The organism is Mangrovibacterium sp. (assembly GCF_041596335.1).
Lineage (GTDB): Bacteria > Bacteroidota > Bacteroidia > Bacteroidales > Prolixibacteraceae > Mangrovibacterium.
The window spans coordinates 1-21,931 of sequence record NZ_JBFHIT010000067.1 but is presented as its reverse complement, the minus strand read 5'-3'; the positions used below and the strand labels follow the sequence as shown (position 1 = coordinate 21,931).

Annotated in this window: 17 protein-coding genes and 2 tRNA genes; 4 read left to right on the top strand and 15 right to left on the bottom strand. The window is 41.4% G+C overall.

The features are described 5' to 3' along the window. The first annotated feature begins 1,218 nt into the window (after window positions 1-1,218). Window positions 1,219-1,827, top strand: a complete 609-nt coding sequence (locus ABZD21_RS17400) for a hypothetical protein (RefSeq protein WP_372776391.1) — start codon at window positions 1,219-1,221, stop codon at window positions 1,825-1,827. Window positions 1,828-1,956: 129 nt separating this feature from the next. Here the strand turns inward: ABZD21_RS17400 and ABZD21_RS17395 are convergent, their stop codons facing one another. From ABZD21_RS17395 to ABZD21_RS17385, 3 genes are read right to left on the bottom strand one after another with little or no spacing between them, the layout of a single operon-like run. Further along, window positions 1,957-3,669, bottom strand: a complete 1,713-nt coding sequence (locus ABZD21_RS17395) for an acyl-CoA dehydrogenase family protein (protein ID WP_372776390.1) — start codon at window positions 3,667-3,669, stop codon at window positions 1,957-1,959. A 20-nt stretch (window positions 3,670-3,689) separates the two neighbouring features. Then, window positions 3,690-4,709, bottom strand: a complete 1,020-nt coding sequence (locus tag ABZD21_RS17390; RefSeq protein ID WP_372776389.1) for an electron transfer flavoprotein subunit alpha/FixB family protein — start codon at window positions 4,707-4,709, stop codon at window positions 3,690-3,692. A 19-nt stretch (window positions 4,710-4,728) separates the two neighbouring features. After that, window positions 4,729-5,604, bottom strand: a complete 876-nt coding sequence (locus ABZD21_RS17385; RefSeq protein ID WP_372776388.1) for an electron transfer flavoprotein beta subunit/FixA family protein — start codon at window positions 5,602-5,604, stop codon at window positions 4,729-4,731. Between the two features lie 680 nt (window positions 5,605-6,284). On the opposite strand from ABZD21_RS17385, the gene ABZD21_RS17380 reads away from it, so the two are divergent. From ABZD21_RS17380 to ABZD21_RS17370, 3 genes are all read left to right on the top strand, one after another. After that, on the top strand, window positions 6,285-6,626 hold the full coding sequence (locus tag ABZD21_RS17380; RefSeq protein ID WP_372776387.1) for a hypothetical protein: 342 nt from the start codon (window positions 6,285-6,287) through the stop codon (window positions 6,624-6,626). Between the two features lie 515 nt (window positions 6,627-7,141). Further along, window positions 7,142-7,354: a dodecin family protein gene (locus tag ABZD21_RS17375; RefSeq protein WP_372776386.1), complete on the top strand. Its 213-nt coding sequence runs from the start codon at window positions 7,142-7,144 to the stop codon at window positions 7,352-7,354. 160 nt (window positions 7,355-7,514) lie between these two features. Then, complete coding sequence (locus ABZD21_RS17370) at window positions 7,515-8,837, top strand: citrate (Si)-synthase (RefSeq protein ID WP_372776385.1); 1,323 nt, start codon at window positions 7,515-7,517, stop codon at window positions 8,835-8,837. A 36-nt stretch (window positions 8,838-8,873) separates the two neighbouring features. Here ABZD21_RS17370 and ABZD21_RS17365 read toward each other — a convergent pair whose 3' ends face one another. From ABZD21_RS17365 to ABZD21_RS17310, 12 genes are all read right to left on the bottom strand, one after another. Then, window positions 8,874-9,194, bottom strand: coding sequence for a DUF3467 domain-containing protein (locus tag ABZD21_RS17365; RefSeq protein ID WP_372776384.1), 321 nt, complete (start codon window positions 9,192-9,194; stop codon window positions 8,874-8,876). Window positions 9,195-9,196: 2 nt separating this feature from the next. Next, entirely contained in the window at window positions 9,197-13,474 is a 4,278-nt protein-coding gene (gene rpoC, locus ABZD21_RS17360) for a DNA-directed RNA polymerase subunit beta' (RefSeq protein ID WP_372776382.1), read from the bottom strand. Window positions 13,475-13,532: 58 nt separating this feature from the next. Continuing rightward, entirely contained in the window at window positions 13,533-17,345 is a 3,813-nt protein-coding gene (gene rpoB, locus ABZD21_RS17355) for a DNA-directed RNA polymerase subunit beta (protein WP_372776381.1), read from the bottom strand. A 110-nt stretch (window positions 17,346-17,455) separates the two neighbouring features. After that, the gene (gene rplL / locus ABZD21_RS17350; protein WP_372776380.1) at window positions 17,456-17,836 is read right to left on the bottom strand and encodes a 50S ribosomal protein L7/L12; all 381 of its coding nucleotides are present in this window, start codon (window positions 17,834-17,836) and stop codon (window positions 17,456-17,458) included. Between the two features lie 38 nt (window positions 17,837-17,874). Next, window positions 17,875-18,393 (bottom strand): 50S ribosomal protein L10, encoded by a 519-nt coding sequence (gene rplJ, locus ABZD21_RS17345; protein ID WP_372776379.1) that lies wholly within the window; start codon window positions 18,391-18,393, stop codon window positions 17,875-17,877. 12 nt (window positions 18,394-18,405) lie between these two features. Continuing rightward, window positions 18,406-19,095: a 50S ribosomal protein L1 gene (gene rplA / locus ABZD21_RS17340; protein WP_372776392.1), complete on the bottom strand. Its 690-nt coding sequence runs from the start codon at window positions 19,093-19,095 to the stop codon at window positions 18,406-18,408. 23 nt (window positions 19,096-19,118) lie between these two features. After that, window positions 19,119-19,562 carry a 50S ribosomal protein L11 gene (gene rplK, locus ABZD21_RS17335; RefSeq protein ID WP_372776378.1) on the bottom strand — a complete coding sequence of 148 codons (444 nt, stop codon included), beginning with the start codon at window positions 19,560-19,562 and terminating at the stop codon, window positions 19,119-19,121. Window positions 19,563-19,583: 21 nt separating this feature from the next. Continuing rightward, window positions 19,584-20,132: a transcription termination/antitermination protein NusG gene (gene nusG, locus ABZD21_RS17330; RefSeq protein ID WP_372776377.1), complete on the bottom strand. Its 549-nt coding sequence runs from the start codon at window positions 20,130-20,132 to the stop codon at window positions 19,584-19,586. An 18-nt stretch (window positions 20,133-20,150) separates the two neighbouring features. Next, entirely contained in the window at window positions 20,151-20,342 is a 192-nt protein-coding gene (gene secE / locus ABZD21_RS17325; RefSeq protein ID WP_372776376.1) for a preprotein translocase subunit SecE, read from the bottom strand. Window positions 20,343-20,487: 145 nt separating this feature from the next. Then, complete coding sequence (gene tuf, locus ABZD21_RS17320) at window positions 20,488-21,675, bottom strand: elongation factor Tu (protein WP_372776375.1); 1,188 nt, start codon at window positions 21,673-21,675, stop codon at window positions 20,488-20,490. Between the two features lie 40 nt (window positions 21,676-21,715). Continuing rightward, window positions 21,716-21,787 (bottom strand) — tRNA-Thr (locus ABZD21_RS17315). 24 nt (window positions 21,788-21,811) lie between these two features. Continuing rightward, window positions 21,812-21,884 (bottom strand) — tRNA-Gly (locus tag ABZD21_RS17310). Window positions 21,885-21,931: the final 47 nt, after the last annotated feature.

Here is a 21,931-nt window from a genome sequence, read left to right as displayed (position 1 = left end):
GCTAGCGTTCATCCTGAGCCAGGATCAAACTCTTCGTTGTAAATAAAATTGTTAATCTTGTCTAGCTCTTTAAATAAAACTCGTTTTTTTGATAGCGTATCTTCCTTATCTTTCTACCTTTTCAATCTTGTCAATGAACTTTTTTTTTGTTCCTGTATCTTTTACTACATCCTCCCCGCAGCCTCTTCCGTAGCTTCAATCTTTAAAGCTCTTCCGATCCTACTAAAACATGTAATGAACGATCTTTTTTGTTTCCCTTAAACTTCGGATGAAACATCTTTCTGTCTTCGGGGCGGCAAAGTTAATCACTCTTTTTATTTCTCCAAACTAAATCAGATATTTTTTTTTCGAGTGCCTTGCCATGATCGCATTTCAGATTAGGACGCTTAAACTCTTACGGGATATAACACCCAAAAAGTTTCATCTCATCCTTTCTTTTTCAGTGAACGTTTTGTTGTTTTTTGTATCTGACAGCTCGAAGATTTCTCCCCGAAACGCTTACAGAACGTGGCTTTCAGCTTTCCGGTGTAGCACCGTTGTCTCTCAAAGCGGGTGCAAATATAGATCCCTTTTTTTGTTCTGCAACATATTTTAGAAATATTTTTGACGCTCCCCTATACACCAAAATGCAGATCCATTATTAACCAACCACTTACACCTAATATTTTTTTTTCAACTTAAAACACCCAATCCCATGACTTCGAAAAAACAGATCAGCAAAATCAATTTCAAGTTACGCCTGCATGTACAGAACCGCCTATAATAAAATCGTAGTCCCCTCCCTCGTACACACCAAATCATGCCAAATTCTGCTGTTCCCCACCTTTTTTGTCTGCTTCAGACTACAAATAAATATGCAGAACCGAGTAAATATGTCAGCCACTATTTTACCAATTGAATAAACTCGGCCTAAACATCCAGAGGTAAAGTGGAAGCAAAAAAACAATCAGACAAAAAATCGATTGAGACTGAAGAAACCTCCCAACTCGCTTCAGAAATAGTCATTCTAAAAAATTGGAATTAAACACCCAAAAGTTAGCGATGAAACATTACGACACAAATTAACTAACATTCAGCTAATTAATTACCAATACCGTCCGATACGATAATAAAAAGAGGAGAAATACGTTACCATATTTAATTAAAATGGCTAATTTGTCGCAGCAATTATTTTGAGTCGAGGGATAAAGCTCAAAATTCAATCCATAAAAAACAAAAATGAAACAAAGATTCAAAAGAACTATCACTATCCTATTAATTTCAGCGTTGCCGGCAATCTGTTTTGCCCAGGGAGGGGCAATAGAAGCTGCTTATGATACCTTAACTATTGAAGGGCAATTTGATCATTTGTATAATCGATCGAATCGATTTGAAGAATACAAGGTGATGAAAATGACCAGCTATAATTCGTTAAAACAAAATGCTCTCGACAGCATGAAGTTTTATACCGATCAGGTTGGCAAGCACCAGCAAGAGATCGACACGCTCAATAACAAAATAGCAGAGCAGAATACAACGGTTGAGAATCTGGCTAAAGAACTTGATGACACTAAAAAGACCCAGAATAGTATGAGTTTTATTGGAATATCTGTATCCAAGGAAGCTTATAATAGTATTATGTGGGGATTAGTCATCTGCTTAGTTGCCTTATCTGTCATTTTATTGTCCTTATTTAAAAGAGGCCATTCCGTTGTAAAAGGAACTAAAAAACGATTGGCCGAAATTCAGGAAGAACTTGAAAATCATCGTAAGAATGCTTTGATTCGAGAACAAAAACTGGCACGCGAACTAATGGACGTAAAGCTGAAGAACAAGTCTAGCCGATAGTTATAAGTTGAAACCCATGTATAAAACGAAAGAGGCCTCTCATACGAGAAGCCTCTTTTGTTTTATACTAGTCTAGTCCTGAAATCGCGTTACAGATTATTCAAGACTGGTTAACATCAATTTTGAAAACTATTCCATCTCATACTTATAGGTTCCCAAATCGCTCAATTCTGAAGTGCGGATGAACTCGGCGTGGGCTCTAACCTGAGCTTTTGCCAAACGCAAAAAGTTTTTGGCTGACTTCATGAAGATCTGATCGCGGTTACTATCGAGCAACAATAGGTAACTCATAATAATATATCCTGCCATTTCGACTAACCTTCGAGCATGGAAATCAACAAATTCTGTATCATCAACCGCTAACACTTTATTTACTGCTTGCTCGTACTCATCGGTTAAAATAATCAGCTGGCGACGCAAATGCTCCAGCTCCGGAGAAACTTTCTCCGCCTCGTAAACCCTAATCTGTTCCAGATAAGCTCCGGTTGTTACCCCGCGAATAGCGGCAACCACCTGCAACTGCGTTGTTCCTTCGTAAATTGAAGTAATTCGTGCATCGCGGTAGATTCGCTCAACCGGATAATCTTTCATAAAACCGGAACCACCATGAATCTGAACCGCGTCATAGGCCAATTGGTTGCAGAATTCAGAAGAAGTTCCCTTGCTTAGCGGAGTGTAGAAATCGGCCAGCTTTTGATATTTCTTCATCTCATCGCGTTCGTCTTTCTCCAACTTGCGTTCTTCTGAAATATGCATATACGTTTTATACATATCCACAAATCGGGCTGTTTCATACAATAAAGTGCGCGATGCATCCAATTTGGCTTTCATGGTAGCCAACATTTCATATACCGCCGGGAACCGCATGATCGCTTTTCCGAACTGCATTCGTTCTTTGGCATATGCTAAAGCTTCGCGATAAGCAGCTTCAGAAACACCTACTGATTGTGCAGCGATTCCCAAACGGGCACCATTCATAAGGGCCATTACGTATTTAATCAAACCCATTTTTCGCGCACCAACCAATTCCGCTGGTGCATCTTTAAACACCAGCTCACAAGTGGGTGATCCGATAATACCCATCTTATGCTCGATCCGGCGAACGGTTACGCCACCATCATTTTTGTCGTAGATGAACATCGATAACCCGCGACCATCTTTTGTTCCCGGCTCCGAACGAGCCAACACCAACGAAATGTGTCCGTCCCCGTTTGTGATGAATCGCTTCACCCCATTCAGTATCCATTTACCCGATTTTTCGTCGTAGACAGCTTTCAACTGAACAGCTTGCAAGTCGGATCCGGCATCAGGTTCAGTGAGGTCCATTGCCATGGTGTCGCCCTGACAGACACGAGTCAAGTATTTTTCCTTTTGTTCTTCGGAAGCAAACTCATTGATCGTTTCGGCACAATCCTGCAGACCCCATATATTTACAAAACCGGCATCAGCACGAGAGACAATATCGGCAGCCATAATATAAGGTACAATTGGAAAGTTCAAACCACCATACTGACGAGGAAGAGACATTCCCATCAAACCAGCTTTGTTCAACGCATCAATGTTTTCAGAAGTACCACGGGCATAAATCACGTGACCATCTACCACCTGCGGCCCTTCTGCATCAATTGACTCCGCGTTTGGGCCGATAATGTCGCCGCAAATTTCGCCAACTACTTCCAGTACTTTATCGAAGTTGTCCATCGCATCCTCATGATCCATCGGAGCGAAGTCAAATTTTCCTTTTTCAGTGAAATTCCTTTCCTTCAAACGAACAATTTTCTCCATTAATGGATGGTTCAGTTGGAATCTCAATTCTTTATTATCGATATAAAAATTAGCCATTACAATAAGTTTAAGGTTGATTACTTGGTATTACTCTTATAATACTTGATCATTTTCGGGATCACATCAGCTACATCGCCTGTAATCACATAGTCGGCAATGGCGTTGATCGGCGCTTCCGGATCAGTATTAATGGCAATAATTTGTGCCGATTCTTCCATCCCGGCACGATGTTGAATTTGTCCTGAGATTCCGCAGGCAATGTAGAGTTTCGGCCGGACGGTTACCCCGGTTTGACCAATTTGGCGTTCGTGATCTACGTATCCTGCATCAACTGCAGCACGCGATGCTCCAACTTCGCCACCTAAAACTTCAGCTAAATCATATAACAGTTGAAAGTTCTCTTTCGATCCCATTCCATATCCGCCAGCAATTACGATTGGAGCACCTTTCATATTCACCTTGCTCTTTTCCATGTGACGTTCGATAATCTCCACGGCAAAATCGGATTCCGATACATATTTAGAGACATCCAGTTTCACCAATTTTCCTTTGTATTTCGGGTCAAGAATCTCTTTCTTCATCACCCCTTCGCGAACCGTTGCCATCTGTGGGCGACAATCGGGGTTAATGATTGTAGCAATAATATTGCCTCCAAATGCTGGGCGAATTTGATAAAGTAAATCTTTATAGGTTTTCCCCTGCTTTTTGTCTTCATGATCTCCAATGACCAGGCTGGTGCAGTCGGCTGTTAATCCACTGTGCAACGCCGACGAAACGCGAGGCCCTAAATCGCGCCCAATGGAGGATGCTCCCATGAGTGCAATCTGCGGTTTCTGCTCGGTAAAAAGCTTAACAATAATGGCTGTATGTGGTAAGGTGGTATAAGGTGCCAACCGCGCATCATCGGCCACATAAACTGTATCTACTCCATATGGGAAGATCTGATTTTCAACTCCATTTAACTCATGTCCAATTGCAAGAACTTCGAGTTTACATTTTAATTCGTTGGCCAGACTGCGTCCTTTGGTCATCAATTCCTGGCTCACTTCGGCCACCTGACCATCTTCTATTTCGCAATAAACGACTATATTGTTCATTATTTTTTCTCCTCCTTGGTTAACCGATCGTATGACTTTCAATCAATTCGCGCATCAGACTATCTATTTCATTGTCCAATGCTGAAATTACTTTGGCATCTTTGGCCTGAAGCACTACATTCTCCACTGTTTTCACTTTGGTAGGAGAACCACTTAAACCCAGTTCAGCATGATCAACGTCAATTTCATTAACTGTCCATTCAGGAATATTTAGATACGGACGATCGTTATAAAGATGCAAATAGTCTTCGTTCGAGTTCTGCAACTCAGTAACTGTTTTAGCATGTTTATATTTCATGATCAGTTTAGCATTGCGCGCCCTGCAATCCGGAGCCGATCCGTTTACAGTCATCACCATTGGTATCGGACAGCTAACCTGCTCCACTCCTCTTTCGAGTCTTCGTTTCAGGAAAATTTTCCCATTCTCGATTTTATTTACTTCCTCCACATAGGTTATTTGTGGAAGCCCAAGCTTTTCGGCTACCTGTGGTCCAACTTGTGCTGTATCACCATCAATTGCTTGGCGCCCGGCAACAATAATGTCGTAGTCTTTTACTTTTTTCAATGCCTGAGAAATGGCATAGGAAGTTGCCAGCGTGTCGGAACCGGCAAATGCACGATCGGTTAGAAGAATTCCGTCATCAGCCCCCCGAAACATTCCTTCACGAATAATTTCAGCTGCTCGCCCGGGCCCCATCGTGAGGATGGTTACTGTAGTTCCCGGAAAAGTTTCTTTGATGCGGAGCGCTTGTTCGAGGGCGTTTAAATCTTCTGGGTTAAAAATCGCCGGAAGGGCCGCGCGATTAATAGTTCCGTCAGCCTTCATAGCGTCTTTGCCAACATTCCGGGTATCCGGAACTTGTTTGGCAAGCACAATCACTTTATAAGCTTTCATTTAAAATTAGTTTATCGGTTATATTTTTTCAATCCTGGATTTAACTGCACTGAGCAATTTCTTTCCGGGATTTTACTAGGTTTTAATGCAAGGCTAGCAAATATAACCAAAGCCTTTAAAGTTTTCAAGGATTTGATACCAACTCGAATTTTAGGAGCCTAAAGCAATGTGTAAAAAAATAAAAAACAATAAGACTAAAACAACACACTTCTCATACAACACTATAAGACTGTCACTTAATCGTGACTGACATTCCGTCAAAAACGTTCAAGTACCTTGTCGTCGGCAGTAATTTAAAATGATTATACGAAAATGAGCTTTAAAATAGGATCTAAACCAATGAATACAACGGCATAAATGCTATCCATTATTTTTACAATTATATCGATATTAGAAAAAATCGAACGCCGCACTATTAATTTTCAGATTCGAGTATTTAAAGCCTGATATAAACCGCTAAAATCCCGAAATAAAAATAGTGCTGGTCAGAAAAACGAATTTTGCGATGATATACGCAGTATTCGATATCGAAAACTACCACGATAGTCTGTTTCCCTTTGGCATTTCTAAACGTTTGTAAAGTATATTTTTAAACATCGTAAATCATTTTGAGCAACTGCCTTGTTGTTAATATATTTGTTAAATAATTGTTAAGCGAAATTTAATTTAAAATACGCGCCATGAAAAATATGAATGTACGAAGGGGAGTAAATGATCAAGGGGTAAACTTAGCAGAATTTACAACGCTCTTTCGAAAAGTACACCAATTGGTTGCTATGGTATCCCGTACTGATAAGGAAGATAAGACCTTATATCAAGGTCTAGAGAAGTGCACCAAAATGTTGCAATTTATCCACCCTGGCAAGGATCGGCAAATTGATAAATTAATTGATTTTTCTTTCCATTATTACATGTCGAAAAAAGAAGAAGCGACTGACGGAAATCAAAAATCGGCAAGGATCGTTCGCGATTTAAAACCTCTTTTCCACAAAGAGCTACTATCATTGATGTATCTGAATTAACAGTATATATTGGTTAAAATAAGTGATTTATGAACCTCTTTCGGTACTGGACTGAAAGGGGTTTTGTTTTTGCAGATTTTCCGGATGGAAAAACTGGTCGTGGTAAATCGAAATCTAAACTCAATATTCATTGTAGAATCAATTTCTACTTCTGCAAACGGGTAAATGTTGGTTAGTATCATCACTCCAGTTGATTTTGACGGGTCTCACCAATCGATCCCCCTCCTCAGACATTTCGACTCTGATTAGTGATGAGGAAGATCTGGTCTTAAAAAAACGTCATACTATCATCCTGAAAATCTCGGTTCAAACGTACACTGAACATGACATTATTTGGTTCTTCCCAAAAACTAGCCTGATCGAATTAATCAATCCAACAGCCTTATTTAAGGCATTCCCGCTGTTCCTTTGCTGTTCTTCTATGGTAAATCTATTGTCAAACAGCTACCGAAATGTAACAGAATACGCGACTATTCGGTAAATACAATTAACATCACAAAAGAAAGGAGCAAATTATGACAAACAGTGTTTATAAAGTTATTGAGTTGGTTGGAACCAGTAGTGAATCATGGGAAAAAGCAGCAGCAAGTGCAATTTCTAAAGCAAATGAAACGCTTCGCGACATACGTATTGCCGAGGTGGTCGCTATGGATATCCACGTTGTTGACGGCAAACTGCAATACCGAACAAAGTTGAAATTATCCTTCAAATTCGAAGGGCATCATTAATCTTGAGTAACACCTTTCCACGTTAACTGTGGAGAGGTGTTTCACTTTTTAACTTCTAAAACGCAGAACAAACGAGTGACATCGCCCAAATTTTGAATTATAAATCAACGATAGAACTATTTCCCTTCAGTATTGGGCCTGGAAACTAAAAATAACGATTATGGAAAAGCTAGTGGCAAAAGTTAGTCAGCGAATAAAAATACTGAACAATGAATTACAGGAAATATATCAGGAACATTCGGATGACATAGTCGGTGAAATCACGCTGAAAAATTTGCTGGGAGGAATGCGAGGGATGACAAGCCTCGTTTGCAATACTTCCTTTGTCGATCCATATAAAGGATTATTTATTTCCGGTTACGAGATTCCTGATTTTCAAGATAAAACACCGGAAGAAATTTTCTTCCTTCTGGTTACAGGAACCTTCCCTGATCCCAGTGAGTTGGACGAATTGAACACTGAACTCGCTCAACGCGCCACGATTCCCGAATTTGTTTGGTCCATGCTCCGTTCCCTCCCGAAAAACATACATCCAATGACAATGTTTAGTATGGGGATTCTGGCAATGGAAGGTGAATCGGTATTCAAGAAGAAATTTGAAGAAGGCGTAAATAAGGATGAATACTGGCTATATACTTTAGAAGACTCGCTAAACTTAATTGCTAAACTACCGGTTCTGGCAGCCGGAATCTACCGCCTATTATTCATGAATGGCGACATTATCGATTCAACGCAGGATCTAAACCTCACTGATAACTTCACATTTCGACTAGGGTTTAATAGACACAATCCCTCTTTTGCCGATTTAAACCGCTTATACCTGGTGTTACATTGCGACCACGAGGGTGGTAATGTAAGTGCTTTCACTTCGAGAATCGTAAATTCAGCTCTCTCCAATATCTACTATGCAACCTCTGCCGGGTTAAACGGATTAGCAGGTCCGCTGCATGGATTGGCTAATCAGGAATGTTTGCACTTCATCACTGAGATTCACGATGCATTGGGCAATAAACCAAGTATCGATGCAGTCAGGAATTTCGTGATGGCCACACTAGATGCCGGAAAAATAATTCCGGGATATGGACATGCTGTTTTGCGGGTCACCGATCCTCGCTTCAGCGCGTTCATGAAGTTTGGAGATCAATATTGTAGTGAGTCTCCGTACCTGCAAACGGTGAAAAAGTTATACGAGATCGTCCCTCCAATTCTGAAAGACTACAAAGACGGTAAAATATCCAACCCATGGCCAAATGTCGACGCGATATCTGGCTCATTGCTTTACCACTATGGAATGACCCATTATGAATTCTACACCGTAATGTTTGGTATTTCCAGAACATTGGGTTTCTGTGCTCAAAACATTATCGCCAGGGGAATGCAACAGCCAATTATCAGACCTAAAAGTGTTACCAATACGTGGTTAAAAACCTACTTCGAATCGCGAACCAATGAAGGTAACAGAACGAAAAAAGCCGTCCCTTAAATCAGGAACGGCTTTAAATATTATAAGCTCAAAAAATCAGGCTTCAGCAGTTGGACCCCCAAAGGTCATCGGTGGCATCACTGGATTATGACCTCCAGGAACATTGATTGGACCATTCATTTTCTCAAACTTCTTCACGTTATCTTCCAAAGCCATCAAAAGCCTTTTGGCATGCTCCGGAGTTAAAATGACTCGAGATTTCACATTCGCTTTCGGTATACCGGGCATAATACGAACAAAATCGAGTACAAATTCGGAAGTTGAATGGGTGATGATCGCCAGGTTTGAGTATATTCCCTGAGCAACTTCTTCACTTAATTCAATATTCAACTGATTTTTTTGTTTTTGCTCTTCCATAATTAGTCTTCACGGTTTACGTGCTCTGCTTCTTTAATATCAACCATCCGATCGTATTCCTCGCGAGAACCGACCACCAGGTTTTTGTATTCTTTCAGACCAGTACCGGCAGGAATTAAGTGACCACAGATCACATTCTCTTTCAGACCGTCCAAATAGTCAACTTTACCTTGAATAGCAGCTTCGTTCAATACTTTTGTTGTTTCCTGGAAGGATGCAGCAGACAACCAGCTTCTTGTTTGCAGTGCAGCACGAGTGATACCTTGCAAAATTTGACTTGATGTTGCCGGAATAGCTTCACGGGATTCAATCAACTTTTTATCGCGACGGCGCAGTGATGAATTTTCATCACGAAGGCGACGAGCTGTAATAATCATCCCTGCTCTCAAATCCGAATCACCCGGATCCAGAACGACTTTCTTGTTGTAAATCCAGTCATTTTCGTGCAGGAACTCGTTTTTGTCAACAACTTGTTTTTCAAGGAAACGAGTATCACCAGCATCATCGATCTCAACTTTACGCATCATCTGGCGAATAATAACCTCGAAGTGCTTGTCGTTGATTTTCACACCCTGCATCCGGTATACGTCCTGTACCTCATTCAAAATATACTCTTGAACGGCAGTTGGTCCTTTGATACCAAGAATGTCAGACGGTGTTATCGCACCATCAGATAATGAAATCCCTGCTTTGATATAGTCGTTTTCCTGAACCAAAATCTGTTTTGATAATGGCACCAAATATTTCTTAACTTCTCCGCTCTTCGATGTAACGATAATCTCGCGGTTACCACGTTTAATTTTACCCAGAGAGATCTCACCATCGATTTCCGATACAACAGCTGGGTTAGACGGGTTACGAGCTTCGAACAATTCAGTTACACGTGGAAGACCACCGGTGATATCACCCGCTTTACCTGAAGCACGTGGAATCTTGGCTAGTACTTTTCCTGCTTTCACCAATTCTCCTTCGTCAACAGAGATGTGACCTCCTACCGGTAAGTTATATGAACGAATCACTTCGCCTTTATCATCCAGAATCCGAAGTGACGGGTTCTTGGTTTTATCGCGCGTTTCAATTACAACTTTCTCTTTGAAGCCGGTTTGCTCATCTGATTCTTCACGGAAAGTAATCCCTTCAATGAGGTTCTCAAACGAAATCTTACCATTATACTCTGAAATGATTACACCATTATATGGGTCCCATTCACAAAGCTTTTGTCCTTTTGTTACTTCTGCACCGTTTTCGATGTAAAGTTTAGAACCATAAGGAATGGTATGCGTTGACAATGAAATACGGGTGTTCTTATCGATAATACGCAATTCAGCCAAACGCCCAACTACGACAAATACTTTCTTACCCAATTCATCGATCGTTTCAACGGTACGCAGTTCTTCGATTTCAGCAATACCATCGTAACGCGACTCAACCATTGACTGAGAAGATATGTTACCGGCGATACCCCCCACGTGGAACGTACGCAGAGTCAACTGTGTTCCAGGTTCACCAATCGACTGTGCTGCAATAACACCAACGGCTTCACCACGACGCGAAAGATTGGCTGTTGCCAGGTTACGTCCGTAGCACTTACTACAAACACCTGTTTTCGCTTCACATGTCAATACAGAACGGATTTCAACGCTTTCAATAGGCGAATCTTCAATTTTCTTCGCTATTTCTTCCGTAATCAATTCACCAGTGCGAATAATCAAATCGCCGGTCAATGGGTGGAAAATATCGTGAACTGACGAACGACCAATAATTCGTTCAAAGAGTGATGAAACAACTTCTTCGTTATTTTTAACGGCCGTAGCGATCAAACCACGCAATGTTCCACAGTCTTCGTCAGCAATAATGACGTCTTGAGCCACATCAACCAAACGACGTGTCAAGTATCCGGCATCAGCTGTCTTCAACGCCGTATCCGCCAAACCTTTACGAGCACCGTGGGTTGAAATAAAGTACTCAAGTACCGAAAGTCCTTCTTTAAAGTTTGCTAAAATCGGGTTTTCAATAATTTGAGAACCGGTAGAGCCAGATTTCTGAGGCTTAGCCATCAATCCCCTCATACCACACAACTGACGAATCTGTTCCTTCGAACCACGAGCTCCGGAGTCAAGCATCATATAAACAGAGTTGAAACCTTGTCTGTCGGTGCTCAACGTTTTCATCACCGAGTTTGTCAACTTGGCGTTAGCATGTGTCCAAATATCGATTACCTGGTTGTAACGTTCGTTGTTAGTAATGAAACCCATGTTATAGTTACTCATTACTTCTTCAACTTCATTGTATCCGTCTTCAACGATCACTTTCTTATCCTCGGGGATAACGACATCACTTAAGTTGAAAGACAGACCACCATGGTAGGCTGCTTTATAACCCAATTCTTTAATGTCATCCAAGAAACGAACCGTTGTTGCGTTGCCTGTTTTCTTGAAGATTTCAGAGATAATATTACGTAACGACTTTTTAGTCAAAAGTTCGTTTATGTAACCTGCTTTTCGAGGTACTACCTGGTTGAAAAGAACACGACCTACTGTTGTTTCAACGATGTGTTTGAAGTATTCACCATTGTCGTCAACGTCTTCGACTTTTACTTTTATGATAGAGTGTTTCTCCAAACGTCCTTCATTGTAAGCAATGATAACTTCTTCGGGAGAATAGAACGTCATTCCTTCACCACGTGCACCTTCACGATGTTTGGTCATGTAGTATAGTCCTAAAACCATATCTTGAGAAGGTACTGTAATCGGAGCGCCGTTAGCCGGGTTCAGCAAGTTCTGAGAAGCCAACATCAACAATTGAGCTTCCAAAACAGCTGCGTTACCAAGAGGTACGTGTACCGCCATCTGGTCACCATCGAAGTCGGCGTTGAAACCGGTACATACCAACGGGTGCAGACGGATGGCTTTCCCTTCGATCAAAACCGGCTGGAATGCCTGAATTGACAATCGGTGCAGTGTGGGCGCCCGGTTCAACATCACCGGATGTCCTTTCAATACATTTTCCAAAATATCCCAAACAACAGGATCTTTGCGGTCAACAATTTTTTTAGCTGATTTTACTGTCTTTACAATCCCACGCTCAATGAGTTTACGAATGATGAATGGTTTGAAAAGCTCTGCTGCCATGTCCTTCGGCAGACCACATTCATGCAATGAAAGAGTTGGTCCTACGACGATTACAGAACGAGCAGAGTAGTCAACACGTTTACCGAGCAAGTTTTGACGGAAACGACCTTGTTTACCTTTCAAACTGTCAGACAGTGATTTCAAGGCACGGTTGTTTTCCGTTTTTACTGCGTTGGATTTACGTGAGTTATCGAATAATGAATCGACAGCCTCCTGAAGCATACGTTTTTCGTTACGCAAGATTACCTCAGGTGCTTTGATTTCGATCAAACGTTTCAGACGGTTGTTACGGATTATTACACGACGATACAAGTCATTTAAGTCTGAAGTCGCGAAACGACCACCATCTAACGGCACTAGCGGACGTAAATCAGGTGGAATAACCGGTACAACCTTGACAATCATCCACTCAGGGCGGTTGATGTTCTTGCTGGCACGGAAAGCTTCAACAACCTGCAAACGTTTCAATGCTTCGTTTTTACGTTGCTGTGATGTTTCGGTGCTGGCGCGGTGACGCAGGTCGTACGAAAGGTCATCAAGTTCAATACGTTCGAGTAATTGATAGAGAGCCTCGGCTCCCATTTTTGCGATGAACTTGTTTGGATCGTCGTCATCCAGGTACTGGTTTTCTTTTGGTAGCGTGTCCAATATGTCCAGATATTCTTCTTCTGTCAAGAAATCCAGATTCTTGATACCATCCTGAGCTTTAACACCCGCTTGAATTACGACGTAACGTTCGTAATAAATAATGGTATCCAATTTTTTTGTTGGCAATCCCAGCAGGTAACCAATTTTGTTCGGCAACGATTTGAAGTACCAGATGTGTGCAACCGGAACAACCAGAGAAATGTGCCCCATCCGTTCACGACGCACTTTCTTCTCGGTAACTTCAACACCACAACGGTCACAAACGATACCTTTATAGCGAATGCGTTTGTATTTTCCGCAATGGCATTCGTAGTCTTTTACCGGCCCGAAAATCCGCTCACAAAACAAACCGTCACGTTCCGGTTTATAAGTTCTGTAGTTGATTGTTTCCGGCTTCAATACTTCACCATGAGAACGTTCCAGAACTTCCTCCGGAGAAGCAAGACTGATTGCGATCTTGGAAAAACTGCTTTTTACTTTATTATCTTTTCTGAAAGCCATATATCGATGTCTTTATGATCAAATTAATTAAGAGGAACACCGAAGTGTTCCGTTGTCATCAATCCAGAGTTACACTTAAACCTAAACCACGTAATTCGTGGAGCAATACGTTCAGTGACTCAGGAATTCCGGCTTGTGGCATAGGCTCGCCTTTAACGATTGCCTCGTAAGCTTTAGCGCGACCTAGTACATCGTCAGATTTCACAGTCAGGATTTCTTGCAGGATGTGAGAAGCACCAAATGCCTCGAGAGCCCAAACCTCCATCTCTCCAAAACGCTGACCACCGAATTGAGCTTTACCACCCAATGGTTGTTGCGTAATCAGTGAGTATGGTCCGATTGAACGGGCGTGCATTTTGTCTTCAACCATGTGTCCCAGTTTCAGCATATAAATAATACCAACAGTGGCAGGCTGGTCGAAACGCTCACCGGTTTCACCATCATGCAGATAGGTTTTACCAAATGCAGGAACTCCTGCTTTATCAGTATATGAAGTAACTTCTTCCAGACTAGCACCATCGAAAATAGGTGTGGCAAATTTCAATCCTAATTCTTTTCCGGCCCATCCTAAAACAGTTTCGTAAATCTGTCCAAGGTTCATCCTCGAAGGCACCCCAAGTGGATTCAGTACAATGTCTACAGGCGTTCCATCGGCAAGGAAAGGCATATCTTCATCGCGTACAATACGTGAAACGATACCTTTGTTTCCGTGACGACCAGCCATTTTATCACCAATTTGCAGCTTACGTTTTTTAGCGATATAGACTTTAGCCAACTGAATGATACCTGCAGGAAGTTCGTCACCAATGGTAACGTTGTAGCGCTTGCGACGGGCAACTGCTTCGTATTCCTTGTATTTCTGAATGAAATTTTGCACCAGCGCGCAAATCATGTCGTTTTTATCCTTGTCTGTTGTCCACTTTCCTGGATTTACAGTCAAGAAATCGATTTCCTGAAGTTGCTTAAGTGTGAATTTTACTCCTTTAGCAATTAACTCGCCACCGTAATAATCTTTCACACCCTGGCTTGTTTTACCGTTTACCAGGTTAAACAATTTATCTTCTAAACGAGCACGCAAACCACTCAACTGACGATCCAATTCCTCATCAATTTGGTCAAGTAACGGCTTGGTGGCCATTTTACCTTTTTTGTCCTTCACAACACGTGAGAAGAGTTTCTTATCGATAACCACACCATTCAACGAAGGAGAAGCTTTCAATGAAGCATCTTTTACGTCACCCGCTTTGTCACCGAAGATAGCCCGAAGTAGTTTTTCTTCCGGCGAAGGATCAGATTCCCCTTTTGGTGTAATTTTCCCAATCAGGATATCACCTGGCTTAACCACGGCTCCAACACGGATCAATCCGTTTTCATCAAGGTTACGAGTCGCTTCTTCGCTCACGTTCGGGATGTCTGACGTAAATTCTTCAACCCCTCGTTTGGTGTCACGCACTTCCAATGCATATTCATCAACGTGGATTGATGTGAATACATCTTCACGGACGATACGTTCTGAAATAACAATCGCATCCTCGTAGTTGTACCCCTGCCATGGCATAAAAGCCACTTTCAGGTTTCGTCCCAATGCCAATTCGCCGCCTTCGGTTGCGTATCCTTCGGTCATAATTTGACCTTTGACTACACGCTGACCTTTTTCCACGATCGGTTTTAGGTCGAGCACTGAACCCTGGTTGGTCTTTTGGTATTTTGAGATCTTATAGCTCTTCAGTTCGTTTTCGAATCTGACATATTTTTCATCGTCAGTCATGTCATAGCGAACAATAATTTCATCGGCATCCACATACTCGATAACGCCCTCTCCTTCAGCCATTACCATTACACGAGAATCTCGTGCAGCGCTAGCCTCCAGTCCTGTACCTACAATTGGAGCTTCAGGGCGAAGCAAAGGAACCGCTTGACGCATCATGTTCGATCCCATCAATGCACGGTTGGCATCATCATGTTCCAGGAAGGTAATCAATGATGCGGCAACAGAGGCAATTTGGTTAGGACCTACGTCCATTAATTGAACGTCTTCTTTTTCAACGACCGGATAATCACCTTCCAAACGCGACTTTACGCGCTGGTTAACAAAGTGTCCATCGTCATCGATCGGCGCATTTGCCTGAGCAATCACTTTACCTTCTTCCTCCTCAGCAGTCAGGTATACTACGCCATCTTCCGACAAGTTTACCTGTCCGTTTTCAACTTTGCGGTAAGGTGTTGAAATAAAACCAAGATCTGTAACTTTTGCAAAAACACACAATGAAGAAATCAAACCGATGTTTGGTCCTTCCGGTGTTTCAATCGGACATAAACGTCCGTAGTGTGTATAGTGAACGTCACGAACCTCGAAACCGGCACGCTCACGTGACAAACCACCAGGTCCTAAGGCAGACATACGGCGTTTGTGTGTCATCTCGGCCAATGGGTTTGTTTGGTCCATAAACTGAGACAGTGCGTTTGTTCCGAAGAATGAGTTAATCACCGACGACAATGTCTTTGAATTGATCAGGTCGATCGGAGTAAACACTTCGTTGTCACGAACGTTCATCCTCTCACGAATAGTACGAGCCATCCGCGCCAAACCAACACCAAATTGGTTATACATTTGTTCGCCAACAGTACGTACACGACGGTTGCTCAAGTGGTCAATGTCATCGACATCTGTTTTTGCATTGACAAGCTTGATCAAATATTTGATAATTTCTATAATATCTTCTTTGGTCAGGACCTGAACATTCATTTCAATATCCAAACCGAGCTTTTTGTTGATACGGTAACGTCCTACTTCACCAAGATCATAACGTTTCTCTGAGAAGAATAATTTATCGATTACGTCGCGTGCTGTTGCCTCATCAGGCGGTTCTGCGTTCCGTAATTGTCGATAAATGTGCAATACAGCTTCTTTTTCCGAGTTACACGGGTCTTTTTGAAGTGTATTGTATATAATGGCGAAATCCTGCAAGTTATGGTCTTCCTTGTGCAACAAGATCGTTTTCGCGCCCGATTCAACTATCTCTTCAATGTGCTCTTTCTCCACAATAGTTTCACGGTCGATCAATACTTCGTTACGCTCGATCGATACCACTTCACCGGTATCCTCATCAACGAAGTCTTCCACCCATGTTTTCAAAACACGAGCAGCTAATTTACGTCCAACGATTTTTGCAAGGCCTGTTTTCGAAACTTTAATTTCGTCTGCAAGACCGAAAATTTCCAGGATATCTTTATCGCTTTCATAACCAATGGCCCGTAACAGAGTTGTCACAGGTAATTTCTTTTTACGGTCGATGTATGCAAACATCACACTGTTGATATCAGTAGCAAACTCAATCCACGATCCTTTGAACGGGATAATACGTGCGGAATAAAGTTTAGTGCCGTTTGCATGTACACTTTGACCGAAGAAAACCCCAGGTGAACGGTGTAACTGAGAAACTACAACCCGTTCAGCACCGTTAATGACAAATGTTCCTTTGTCTGTCATGTAAGGTACTGTTCCCAGATATACGTCCTGAACAACTGTGTCGAAGTCTTCGTGTTCAGGATCGGTACAATACAGTTTAAGTTTTGCCTTCACCGGGACACTGAAAGTTAATCCCCTTTCGATGCACTCGTCAATTGAATAGCGTGGCGGATCAACCTGATAGTCGATAAATTCTAAAACGAAATTATTTCTTGTATCTGTGATCGGGAAGTTTTCTTCGAATACCTTGAATAAACCTTCAGTTTTACGGTTCTCTGGCGTCGTTGCCATTTGAAAAAAGTCCCTGAAAGATTTAATCTGTACTTCGAGGAAATCAGGATAATCAAATACTGTTTTTGTAGAAGAGAAACTAATCCTCTGGTTTTCAATGTTTAATGACATGTATCAACTAAATTAAGTGAACTTAAAATCTTAATATGCAAAAAGGCTTAGAATCCCACAGGCGTGGGACTCTAAACCATCATAGACCTTAAATATAGGTCCTAAGTCTCTTATTTAAGTTCAACTTCAGCTCCAGCTTCTACCAATTGATTTTTCAAAGCTTCTGCTTCGTCTTTAGAAACTTTTTCTTTGATAGCTTTTGGTGCACCATCAACTACTTCTTTAGCTTCTTTAAGACCTAAACCTGTCAATTCTTTAACTAATTTTACAACAGCTAATTTTGATTGTCCAGCTGATTTTAGGATAACATCAAACTCGGTTTGAACAGCTTCAGCAGCTTCTTCACCACCAGCAGCAGGGCCAGCAGCTACAGCTACAGCAGCTGCAGCAGGTTCAATACCATATTCTGATTTTAAAATGTCAGCTAATTCATTAACCTCTTTTACAGTCAAGTTAACTAACTCTTCTGCAAGCACTTTTAAATCTGCCATTTTTCTTTAATTTTTTATGCGATAAAATGTAACTATAATTATTCTTTTTCTGATAATGTCTGAAGGATTCCGTGGATTGTATTGCCTCCGGATTGTAATTGTCCCAATACTGTTTTGATTGGTGATTGTAACAATCCGATCAATTCTCCAAGTAACTCGTTCTTCGACTTGATTGAGATCAATGCCTCTAATTGGTTTTCACCTACGTAAACTGATTCTTCAACGAAAGCAGCCTTCAATACGGGCTTTTTGTGCTTTTTACTGAAGTCTTTGATCAGTTTAGCTGGTTCGCTACCAACTTCACAAAACATGACTGAGGTATTGCCTTTAAGTACGTCGTAAAGTTCGTCTGCATTCTTTTCAGAATTTTCGAGAGCTTTACGCAAGAGTGTATTCTTTACAACAACCAATTTAATTTGTTTGCTGAAACACTGGCGGCGTAAACTGCTTGTAGCTTCGGCATTTAAGTTGGACACATCAGCCAAGTAGAAGTGGCTGTAAGAATTGATCTCTTGCGTCAGATTATCAATAATGTCTAATTTCTCTGATCTTTTCATGTCAACAATTCTTTACTTGTCAGAAACTGACTTTGGTTCAACTTGAATTCCAGGACTCATGGTACTTGAGATGTAAATACTCTTCACATAAGTACCTTTAGCAGCTGTAGGCTTCAATTTGATAATAGTGTTCATGAATTCCCGCGCGTTTTCTTCAATCTTTTGAGGATCGAAAGAAACTTTACCAATTGAGGTATGCACGATTCCGAATTTATCAACTTTAAAATCAATTTTACCTTGCTTCACTTCTTTGATAGCTTTGCCAACGTCCATAGTCACGGTACCGCTTTTTGGGTTTGGCATTAAACCTCGTGGACCAAGAACACGTCCCAGTGGGCCAATTTTGCCCATCACAGGAGGTTGTGTAATCACAACGTCGAAATCAGTCCAACCACCTTTGATTTTGTCGATCATATCGTCCAAACCAACGTAGTCTGCACCAGCTTCTTTTGCTTCGGCTTCTTTATCCGGAGTTACCAAAGCTAATACGCGAACTTCTTTCCCTGTTCCATGGGGTAAGGAAACAACGCCTCTAACCATCTGATTCGCTTTTCTAGGATCAACTCCAAGGCGGACATCAATATCGACTGAAGCATCAAATTTACTGAAAGTGATTTCTTTCACTAACTGAGCCGCTTCTGATATCGAATAGAATTTGCCTTGTTCAAGTTTTTCCTGAGCAAGCTTCATATTTTTTGTAATTCTGCCCATTTTAAAAAATTTAATTAGTTATTAGCTGGGAATTCACCTTCAACAGTAATACCCATACTTCTGGCAGTGCCAGCAACCATCTTCATAGCAGAGTCCATTGTGAAACAGTTCAAGTCTGACATCTTGCTTTCAGCAATTTGTTTAACCTGATCCCAACTTACCTTAGCTACTTTCTTAGCATGAGGTTCAGATGATCCTGATTTCAATTTGGCAACTTCTAACAATTGAACGGCTACTGGGGGTTGTTTAATTACAAAATCAAACGATTTATCTGCATAAACAGTAATAATAACCGGCAGAACTTTTCCAGCAAGTTCTTGTGTACGGCCGTTAAACTGCTTGCAGAATTGCATGATGTTAACCCCTTTGCTACCCAATGCTGGTCCAACTGGTGGTGAAGGGTTAGCCGCACCCCCTTTAATTTGTAATTTGATTAATCCAGCAACTTCTTTAGCCATAATAATTAATGATAAGATTTACTACTCCTTTTCAACTTGCATAAAGCTAAGTTCCAAAGGTGTTTTTCGTCCAAAAATTTTGACCATCACTTTCAACTTTTTCTTCTCCTCATTGATTTCCTCAATGATTCCGTTAAAGCCGTTAAAAGGACCGTCAGTTACTTTCACTGTTTCACCAACAACATACGGTATATTTACCTCTGCATCCGCTTCTGCCATTTGATCAACGCGTCCTAAGATGCGATTCACTTCTGCCATACGCATGGGAACAGGTTCTCCTCCTTTGGTGTCACCTAAGAAACCGATCACGTTGGTAATATTTTTCAACATGTGGGGAATCTCACCTACCAGAGCAGCTTCTATCAGAATATATCCAGGAAAAAAATTTCGCTCTTTGCTTATTTTCTTTCCGTTCCGTATTTGATAGACCTTTTCCGTTGGAATTAAAACTTGCGAAATGTACTCTTGAAGTCCAGCATTTGCAATTTCGTTTTCGATATACTCTTTAACCTTCTTTTCTTTACCTCCGACGGCTCTAAGAACATACCATTTTTTTACGTGTTCGCTCATTCTGACTCTCCAATCGTATTAATAAAATAAACTGTACACTAAGTTCATAAGGTTCTCAAACGAGATATCCATTACGAATACAATCAGTGCTATGATAAAGGAAGCAACCATTACGATGAAAGCACTATTTTGCAACTCTTTCCAAGTAGGCCAACTAACTTTGTGTACAAGTTCATTGTATGCCTCTTCGAAATATAGTTTAAGTTTCATTCTAACTTTTTTTATTAGTTGTGCGGATGAGTAAGAGTCGAACTTACTTTAGAAACAACAAAAAACTCCCGGCGAGTTTCATCCGAAAAGAGTCCCGAATCCATGGACTCGGGACTTCTCTCAAATTTATCTTTATACCGAAGTATTAGGCTACGATTTCAGTTACCTGACCGGCACCTACAGTGCGTCCACCTTCGCGGATAGCGAAACGAAGACCAATGTTCAATGCAACAGGGTAAATCAAGGTAACGTTGATAGTTACGTTATCACCTGGCATTACCATTTCACGACCTTCTTCCAAAGAAATCTCACCAGTTACGTCAAGCGTACGCAGGTAGAACTGAGGACGGTATTTGTTGTGGAATGGTGTGTGACGACCACCTTCTTCTTTTTTCAATACATAAACCTCAGCTTTGAATTTAGTGTGAGGAGTGATTGAACCTGGCTTAGCCAAGATTTGTCCACGCTTAATTTCTTTTTTATCAACACCACGCAACAACAAACCAACGTTGTCACCAGCTTGACCATCATCCAAAATCTTACGGAACATCTCAACACCAGTACATACAGTCTTGCGACCTTCAGCACCCAAACCAATGATTTGTAATTCATCACCAGTGTGAACCAAACCAGTCTCGATACGACCAGTAGCTACGGTACCACGACCTGTGATTGAGAATACATCTTCGATAGGCATCAAGAATGGTTTATCGATATCACGTGGAGGAAGTGGAATCCAAGTATCACATGCATCCATCAATTCCATTACTTTCTCTTCCCATTGAGGCTCGCCATTCAAAGCGCCCAACGCAGAACCTTGGATAACAGGAGTGTTATCACCGTCGAAGTTGTAGAAAGAAAGCAACTCACGTACTTCCATTTCAACCAATTCCAACAATTCTTCGTCTTCAACCATGTCAACTTTGTTCATGAAAACAACCAAACGAGGTACGTTTACCTGACGAGCCAACAGGATGTGTTCGCGTGTTTGAGGCATAGGACCATCAGTCGCAGCAACTACGATGATAGCACCGTCCATCTGAGCAGCACCAGTTACCATGTTCTTCACATAGTCGGCGTGACCCGGACAGTCAACGTGCGCGTAGTGACGAGTAGCTGTTTGGTACTCAACGTGAGCAGTGTTAATAGTGATACCACGCTCTTTTTCTTCAGGAGCACTGTCGATAGAAGCAAATGATTTTACTTCAGAAAGACCTTTTTTTGCCAATACTGTAGTAATAGCAGCTGTAAGGGTTGTTTTACCGTGGTCAACGTGGCCGATGGTACCAATGTTCACATGGTCCTTATCCCTATTAAAATGTTGTTTAGCCATAACAAAAAAGAATTTTAAATTTTATTTTAATTTTAATCTGAGCCGAGGATGAGAATTGAACTCACGACCTCATCCTTACCAAGGATGCGCTCTACCCCTGAGCTACCCCGGCAACGCAGTTTCTTTTTAAAAATTGAGCGGGAGACGGGATTCAAACCCGCGACCCTTAGCTTGGAAGGCTAATGCTCTATCAGCTGAGCTACTCCCGCAATCTTAACAAGATCCAAATTTCAAGTTCCAAACGTTGAGATTTGGT

What these genes read in the sequence shown, in the direction of transcription:
- ABZD21_RS17400 (WP_372776391.1), top strand. Translation starts at nt 1,219, where the DNA reads ATGAAACAAAGATTCAAAAGAACTATCACTATCCTATTAATTTCAGCG.
- ABZD21_RS17395 (WP_372776390.1), bottom strand. Translation starts at nt 3,669, where the DNA reads ATGGCTAATTTTTATATCGATAATAAAGAATTGAGATTCCAACTGAAC.
- ABZD21_RS17390 (WP_372776389.1), bottom strand. Translation starts at nt 4,709, where the DNA reads ATGAACAATATAGTCGTTTATTGCGAAATAGAAGATGGTCAGGTGGCC.
- ABZD21_RS17385 (WP_372776388.1), bottom strand. Translation starts at nt 5,604, where the DNA reads ATGAAAGCTTATAAAGTGATTGTGCTTGCCAAACAAGTTCCGGATACC.
- ABZD21_RS17380 (WP_372776387.1), top strand. Translation starts at nt 6,285, where the DNA reads ATGAAAAATATGAATGTACGAAGGGGAGTAAATGATCAAGGGGTAAAC.
- ABZD21_RS17375 (WP_372776386.1), top strand. Translation starts at nt 7,142, where the DNA reads ATGACAAACAGTGTTTATAAAGTTATTGAGTTGGTTGGAACCAGTAGT.
- ABZD21_RS17370 (WP_372776385.1), top strand. Translation starts at nt 7,515, where the DNA reads ATGGAAAAGCTAGTGGCAAAAGTTAGTCAGCGAATAAAAATACTGAAC.
- ABZD21_RS17365 (WP_372776384.1), bottom strand. Translation starts at nt 9,194, where the DNA reads ATGGAAGAGCAAAAACAAAAAAATCAGTTGAATATTGAATTAAGTGAA.
- rpoC (WP_372776382.1), bottom strand. Translation starts at nt 13,474, where the DNA reads ATGGCTTTCAGAAAAGATAATAAAGTAAAAAGCAGTTTTTCCAAGATC.
- rpoB (WP_372776381.1), bottom strand. Translation starts at nt 17,345, where the DNA reads ATGTCATTAAACATTGAAAACCAGAGGATTAGTTTCTCTTCTACAAAA.
- rplL (WP_372776380.1), bottom strand. Translation starts at nt 17,836, where the DNA reads ATGGCAGATTTAAAAGTGCTTGCAGAAGAGTTAGTTAACTTGACTGTA.
- rplJ (WP_372776379.1), bottom strand. Translation starts at nt 18,393, where the DNA reads ATGAAAAGATCAGAGAAATTAGACATTATTGATAATCTGACGCAAGAG.
- rplK (WP_372776378.1), bottom strand. Translation starts at nt 19,562, where the DNA reads ATGGCTAAAGAAGTTGCTGGATTAATCAAATTACAAATTAAAGGGGGT.
- nusG (WP_372776377.1), bottom strand. Translation starts at nt 20,132, where the DNA reads ATGAGCGAACACGTAAAAAAATGGTATGTTCTTAGAGCCGTCGGAGGT.
- secE (WP_372776376.1), bottom strand. Translation starts at nt 20,342, where the DNA reads ATGAAACTTAAACTATATTTCGAAGAGGCATACAATGAACTTGTACAC.
- tuf (WP_372776375.1), bottom strand. Translation starts at nt 21,675, where the DNA reads ATGGCTAAACAACATTTTAATAGGGATAAGGACCATGTGAACATTGGT.